At 63.7% G+C, this 6,623-nt stretch carries 2 protein-coding genes, 3 rRNA genes and 1 pseudogene; 1 reads left to right on the top strand and 5 read right to left on the bottom strand.

Going from position 1 to position 6,623, the window contains the following annotated elements:
• Positions 1 to 561 (top strand): annotated as a pseudogene (locus CV755_RS32890) (DUF1015 domain-containing protein); the annotation flags it as partial.
• A 72-nt stretch (positions 562 to 633) separates the two neighbouring features.
• Here CV755_RS32890 and CV755_RS32895 read toward each other — a convergent pair.
• The 5 genes from CV755_RS32895 to CV755_RS32925 all read right to left on the bottom strand — a co-directional run.
• Positions 634 to 1,476, bottom strand: coding sequence for a tetratricopeptide repeat protein (locus tag CV755_RS32895; RefSeq protein WP_241561547.1), 843 nt, complete (start codon positions 1,474 to 1,476; stop codon positions 634 to 636).
• A gap of 977 nt (positions 1,477 to 2,453) precedes the next feature.
• Positions 2,454 to 2,678 (bottom strand): hypothetical protein, encoded by a 225-nt coding sequence (locus CV755_RS36835; protein ID WP_277751890.1) that lies wholly within the window; start codon positions 2,676 to 2,678, stop codon positions 2,454 to 2,456.
• 141 nt (positions 2,679 to 2,819) lie between these two features.
• A 5S ribosomal RNA gene (gene rrf, locus CV755_RS32915) occupies positions 2,820 to 2,936 on the bottom strand.
• Between the two features lie 105 nt (positions 2,937 to 3,041).
• Positions 3,042 to 6,158 (bottom strand): 23S ribosomal RNA (locus CV755_RS32920).
• Between the two features lie 266 nt (positions 6,159 to 6,424).
• Positions 6,425 to 6,623: ribosomal RNA gene (locus CV755_RS32925) — 16S ribosomal RNA — on the bottom strand; the annotation flags it as partial.

Below are 6,623 nucleotides of genomic sequence, written 5' to 3' on the forward strand. Positions count from 1 at the left end.
GGTGCTGCTGGTGGACACCGCCCGCTACCCGCTCCGGGTACGCGCCATCCACCGCCTGCTGCACCGCCTCCCGGTGGCCGGCGCACTGGCCGCGCTGGGCGGCGGATTCCGGGTAAGCACCCTGGACGTACCCCTGGCCGAGGCCCTGGAGGCGCTGGCCGAGGCCAAGGCACGGACCCCTCCGGCMATGCCTTCCTCCTGGCCGGCGACGGCCGCTTCCACCTGCTGGACCGTCCGGACCCGGACCTGCTCGCCCGCACCGTCCCGGCCGATCGTCCGCGCGCCTGGCGCCAACTGGACGCCACCGTGCTGCACTCGGCGCTTCTGGAGACGGTCTGGCGAGTGCCGGACGACCCCGAGCACATCGGCTACATCCATGACACCGAGGCCGCCGTGGAACAGGCCGAACGGCACGGCGGTACGGCCGTGTTGATGCACCCGGTCCATGAGGACGTGGTACGGGAGCTGGCCGAGCAGGGCATCACCATGCCGCGCAAATCCACCTCCTTCGGCCCCAAGCCGGCAACCGGCCTGGTCCTGCGGAGCCTTGACCTCAACTGACCACGCGGCACCCACCGGGACCGGCACAACAAACCGAGGGCGGAACCCACTTGGGGGTCCGCCCTCGTCAGCTCAGCCGCCGTAGCCGGCCTCAGCCCTGCTCGCCGGACTCCTCGCGTCCTTGCCCTTGGACTCCGTGTCCTCGGTCTCCGTGTCCTTGGACTCCGTGTCCTTGGACTCCGTGTCCTCGGTCTCCGTGTCCTTGGACTCCGTGTCCTTGGACTCCGTGTCCTTGGACTCCGCCGGCCCGGCCTTCGCTTCCTCGCCCTGCGGCTCCTGCTCCGCGTCCTCCGACTCGTCCAGCGCGTCGGTGAACTCCACGCCATCCAGCTCGGCCAGCCGGTCGGAGGCGTTGGTGGTACCGCCCTGATCGGCCTCCAGGGCCTTGGCGAACCACTCCCGCGCCTCGGCCTCGCGGCCCACCTCCAGCAGCGCGTCCGCGTAGGCGTAACGCAGCCGCGCGGTCCACGGCTGGATGGAGTTGGAGGCCAGCTCCGGGCTCTGCAGGGTCACCACGGCCGCGTCCGCCTGGCCCATGTCCTTWCGGGCACCGGCAGCGACCAGCCGCATCTCGACCTGGCCCGCCTTGTCCAGCTTCTGCACCTCGGGCTCGCCCGCCATGGCCAGGGCGCGCTCCGGGCGGCCCATGCCACGCTCGCAGTCGGCCATGATCGGCCAGAGCTCGACCGAGCCGGTCATCCGCCGGGCGGCCCGGAACTCGGCCAGCGCCTCGGCGTACTTGGCGACGGCGTACGAGGCGAAGCCGGCAGCCTCCCGCACGGCGGCGACCCGGGACGCCAGCCGCAGCGCGACCCGCGAGTACCCATAAGCCTGCTCCGGGTCCTCATCCAGCAGCTTGGCGACCATCACCAGGTTGCGCGCCACATCCTCGGCGAGCGTCTTGGGCAGGCTCATCAGCTCCTGACGGACGTCCGCGTCGATCTCCTCACCGGTGACGTCATCCGGGATCGGCAGCCGCTTGACCGGCTCCCGCTCACCACGGTCCCGGTCGCGGTCGCGATCCCGGTCGTCACGGCGGCCATAGCCACGGGACCGGTCGTCCCGCCCCCGGAAGCCGCCACCCTGCCGGTCCCSGKCCYCCCGGYMCSGCCGMCSCGGMCCCCSCYCMYCCCSGCCGYCMHCSCSRCSGAACCCCGCCCCGCTCGTCGYCCCGCCGCGGACCGCGGTCGTCGCGACGGTCGTCCCGCCGGAAGCCCGGACGCTCGTCACGCCGCTCATCACGGCGGAAACCACCGCGCTCATCATCGCGACGCGGACCACGGTCATCGCGCCGGCCAAAGCCGCCCCGCTCATCCCGGCGGTCATCACGCCGGAACCCACCACGGTCATCGTCCCGGCGACCGAAGCCACCACCCGGACGGCCACCACGGTCATCCCGCGCGGTACCCACCCCGGTCATCATCCCGGCGGAAGGACGGACGGTCATCGCGCCGCTCATCGCGACGGAAGCCGCCCCGGTCGTCATCCCGGCGCGGACCACGGTCGTCACGCCGCTCATCCCGCCGGAAGCCCGGACGCTCGTCACGCCGCTCATCACGGCGGAAGCCGCCCCGGTCGTCATCCCGGCGCGGACCACGCTCACGGTCGTCACGGCGGAACCCACCACGATCCCGGTCATCCCGTCGGGGACCGCGGTCGTCGCGACGGTCGTCCCGCCGGAAGCCCGGACGCYCGTCMSGCCSCYCRTCMCGGCGGAMGCCGNCCGCSCTCATCATCGCGGCGCGGACCACCGGTCATCGCGTCGGCCGAAGCCGCCCCGCTCATCCCGGCGGTCATCGCGACGGAAGCCGCCCCGGTCGTCATCCCGACGCGGACCACGGTCGTCACGCCGCTCATCCCGCCGGAAGCCCGGACGCTCGTCCCGGCGGTCATCACGCCGGAACCCACCACGGGTCATCGTCCCGGCGACCGAAGCCCACCACCCGGACGGCCACCACGGTCATCCCGGCGGTACCCACCCCGGTCATCATCGCGACGGAAGACGGACGGTCATCGCGGCGGGACCCGCCACGCGCATCGTCCCGGCGCGGACCGCGAGGGCCGCCCGTACGGCGCGGCTCGCCGCCGGATCGGCCGTCGGGAGAGTTGGTGGACATCGAGGTGACTCCTGTCTTCAGGTACCGCAATCATTCTCGCGCAGCCGGTGGGCAAGCGCTCATCGAGAATGAGAGAAAGGCAAATACAAAAGGACCCTTGGTCCCAGCTGAACGCTGGGACCAAGGGGTCCTTGAAAGATTGTTCGGCGGCGTCCTACTCTCCCACACGGTCCCCCATGCAGTACCATCGGCGCTGAAAGGCTTAGCTTCCGGGTTCGGAATGTAACCGGGCGTTTCCCTAACGCTATGACCACCGAAACCCTATCGGTTTCGAGCGAACAAGCACACTTGTCAATTAAGTGGTTCTGCTCAAAGCCGGCAACTGTTCGTTGCCTCAGAACTTACACAGTGACGCGAGCAACTGAGGACAAGCCCTCGGCCTATTAGTACCAGTCAGCCTCCAACCGTTACCGGTCTTCCACACCTGGCCTATCAACCCAGTCGTCTACTGGGAGCCTTACCCCATCAAGTGGGTGGGAGCCCTCATCTCGAAGCAGGCTTCCCGCTTAGATGCTTTCAGCGGTTATCCCTCCCGAACGTAGCCAACCAGCCATGCCCTTGGCAGGACAACTGGCACACCAGAGGTTCGTCCGTCCCGGTCCTCTCGTACTAGGGACAGCCCTTCTCAAGACTCCTACGCGCACAGCGGATAGGGACCGAACTGTCTCACGACGTTCTAAACCCAGCTCGCGCACCGCTTTAATGGGCGAACAGCCCAACCCTTGGGACCGACTCCAGCCCCAGGATGCGACGAGCCGACATCGAGGTGCCAAACCATCCCGTCGATATGGACTCTTGGGGAAGATCAGCCTGTTATCCCCGGGGTACCTTTTATCCGTTGGAGCGACGGCGCTTCCACAAGCCACCGCCGGATCACTAGTCCCGACTTTCGTCCCTGCTCGACCCGTCGGTCTCACAGTCAAGCTCCCTTGTGCACTTACACTCAACACCTGATTACCAACCAGGCTGAGGGAACCTTTTGGCGCCTCCGTTACCCTTTAGGAGGCAACCGCCCCAGTTAAACTACCCACCAGACACTGTCCCTGATCCGGATCACGGACCCAGGTTAGACATCCAGCACGACCAGAGTGGTATTTCAACGACGACTCCACACACACTGGCGTGCATGCTTCACAGTCTCCCACCTATCCTACACAAGCCGAACGAACACCAATATCAAGCTATAGTAAAGGTCCGGGGTCTTTCCGTCCTGCTGCGCGAAACGAGCATCTTTACTCGTAGTGCAATTTCACCGGGCCTATGGTTGAGACAGTCGAGAAGTCGTTACGCCATTCGTGCAGGTCGGAACTTACCCGACAAGGAATTTCGCTACCTTAGGATGGTTATAGTTACCACCGCCGTTTACTGGCGCTTAAGTTCTCAGCTTCGCCCCACCGAAATGGAGCTAACCGGTCCCTTAACGTTCCAGCACCGGGCAGGCGTCAGTCCGTATACATCGCCTTACGGCTTCGCACGGACCTGTGTTTTTAGTAAACAGTCGCTTCTCGCTGGTCTCTGCGGCCACACCCAGCTCAGAGAGCGTGTCTCATCACCGGACATGGCCCCCCTTCTCCCGAAGTTACGGGGGCATTTTGCCGAGTTCCTTAACCATAGTTCACCCGAACGCCTCGGTATTCTCTACCTGACCACCTGAGTCGGTTTAGGGTACGGGCCGCCATGAAACTCGCTAGAGGCTTTTCTCGACAGCATAGGATCATCCACTTCACCACAATCGGCTCGGCATCAGGTCTCAGACTATATGTCACGCGGATTTGCCTACGTGACGTCCTACACCCTTACCCCGGGACAACCACCGCCCGGGCTGGACTACCTTCCTGCGTCACCCCATCGCTCACCTACTACAGGTCTGGTCCGTCGGCTCCACCACTCCCCTCAACTCCGAAGAGATCAGGGCGGCTTCACGGACTTAGCATCGCCTGGTTCAGCGCTGGCGCTTCAAAGCGGGTACCGGAATATCAACCGGTTGTCCATCGACTACGCCTGTCGGCCTCGCCTTAGGTCCCGACTTACCCTGGGCAGATCAGCTTGACCCAGGAACCCTTAGTCAATCGGCGCAAGAGTTTCCCACTCTTGTATCGCTACTCATGCCTGCATTCTCACTCGTGAACCGTCCACAACTACCTTCCGGCGCTGCTTCACCCGGCACACGACGCTCCCCTACCCATCACAGCAGACGTTGGTCCTTATGCTGCAATGACACGACTTCGGCGGTACGCTTGAGCCCCGCTACATTGTCGGCGCGGAATCACTTGACCAGTGAGCTATTACGCACTCTTTCAAGGGTGGCTGCTTCTAAGCCAACCTCCTGGTTGTCTCTGCGACTCCACATCCTTTCCCACTTAGCGTACGCTTAGGGGCCTTAGTCGATGCTCTGGGCTGTTTCCCTCTCGACCATGGAGCTTATCCCCCACAGTCTCACTGCCGCGCTCTCACTTACCGGCATTCGGAGTTTGGCTAAGGTCAGTAACCCGGTAGGGCCCATCGCCTATCCAGTGCTCTACCTCCGGCAAGAAACACACGACGCTGCACCTAAATGCATTTCGGGGAGAACCAGCTATCACGGAGTTTGATTGGCCTTTCACCCCTAACCACAGGTCATCCCCCAGGTTTTCAACCCTGGTGGGTTCGGTCCTCCACGACCTCTTACAGCCGCTTCAACCTGCCCATGGCTAGATCACTCCGCTTCGGGTCTTGGGCGCGCTACTTTGGTCGCCCTGTTCGGACTCGCTTTCGCTACGGCTTCCCCACACGGGTTAACCTCGCAACACACCGCAAACTCGCAGGCTCATTCTTCAAAAGGCACGCAGTCACGAGATGCACAAAGTGCATCCGACGCTCCCACGGCTTGTAGGCACACGGTTTCAGGTACTATTTCACTCCGCTCCCGCGGTACTTTTCACCATTCCCTCACGGTACTATCCGCTATCGGTCACCAGGGAATATTTAGGCTTAACGGGTGGTCCCGCCAGATTCACACGGGATTTCTCGGGCCCCGTGCTACTTGGGTGTCGCACAAGCAAGCCGCTAATGTTTCAGCTACGGGGGTCTTACCCTCTACGCCGGGCCTTTCGCATGCCCTTCGCCTACATCAACGGTTTCTGACTCGCCTCATGGCCGGCAGACCATGAAAGTGCGATCCCACAACCCCGCATACGCAACCCCTGCCGGGTATCACACGCATACGGTTTGGCCTCATCCGGTTTCGCTCGCCACTACTCCCGGAATCACGGTTTGTTTTCTCTTCCTGCGGGTACTGAGATGTTTCACTTCCCCGCGTTCCCTCCATACTGCCTATGTGTTCAGCAGTAGGTGACAGCCCATGACGACTGCCGGGTTTCCCCATTCGGACACCCCCGGATCACAGCTCGGTTGACAGCTCCCGGGGCCTATCGCGGCCCCCACGTCCTTCATCGGTTCCTGGTGCCAAGGCATCCACCGTGCGCCCTTAAAAACTTGGCCACAGATGCTCGCGTCCACTGTGCAGTTCTCAAACAACGACCAGCCACCCATCACCCCACCCCGAAGGCGAGTTCACTGGGACCGGATCGAGGACCAGCCTTAACGGCCGCACCCTCAGATACCCAACAGCGTGCCCGCCCAGCCAGTTGAAGATCGCGTTCCACGCCGAAGCAGTACTAAACACCCAGACTGTGCCGAATAGTCAACGTTCCACCCATGAGCAACCGTGCGAGACATTCGCTCGCAGTCGGCTATGTGCTCCTTAGAAAGGAGGTGATCCAGCCGCACCTTCCGGTACGGCTACCTTGTTACGACTTCGTCCCAATCGCCAGTCCCACCTTCGACGGCTCCCTCCACAAGGGTTGGGCCACCGGCTTCGGGTGTTACCGACTTTCGTGACGTGACGGGCGGTGTGTACAAGGCCCGGGAACGTATTCACCGCAGCAATGCTGATCTGCGATTACT

Source organism: Streptomyces orinoci (assembly GCF_003121295.1).
In the GTDB taxonomy this organism is placed as follows: domain Bacteria; phylum Actinomycetota; class Actinomycetes; order Streptomycetales; family Streptomycetaceae; genus Streptomyces; species Streptomyces orinoci.

What these genes read in the sequence shown, in the direction of transcription:
- CV755_RS36835 (WP_277751890.1), bottom strand. Translation starts at nt 2,678, where the DNA reads ATGTCCACCAACTCTCCCGACGGCCGATCCGGCGGCGAGCCGCGCCGT.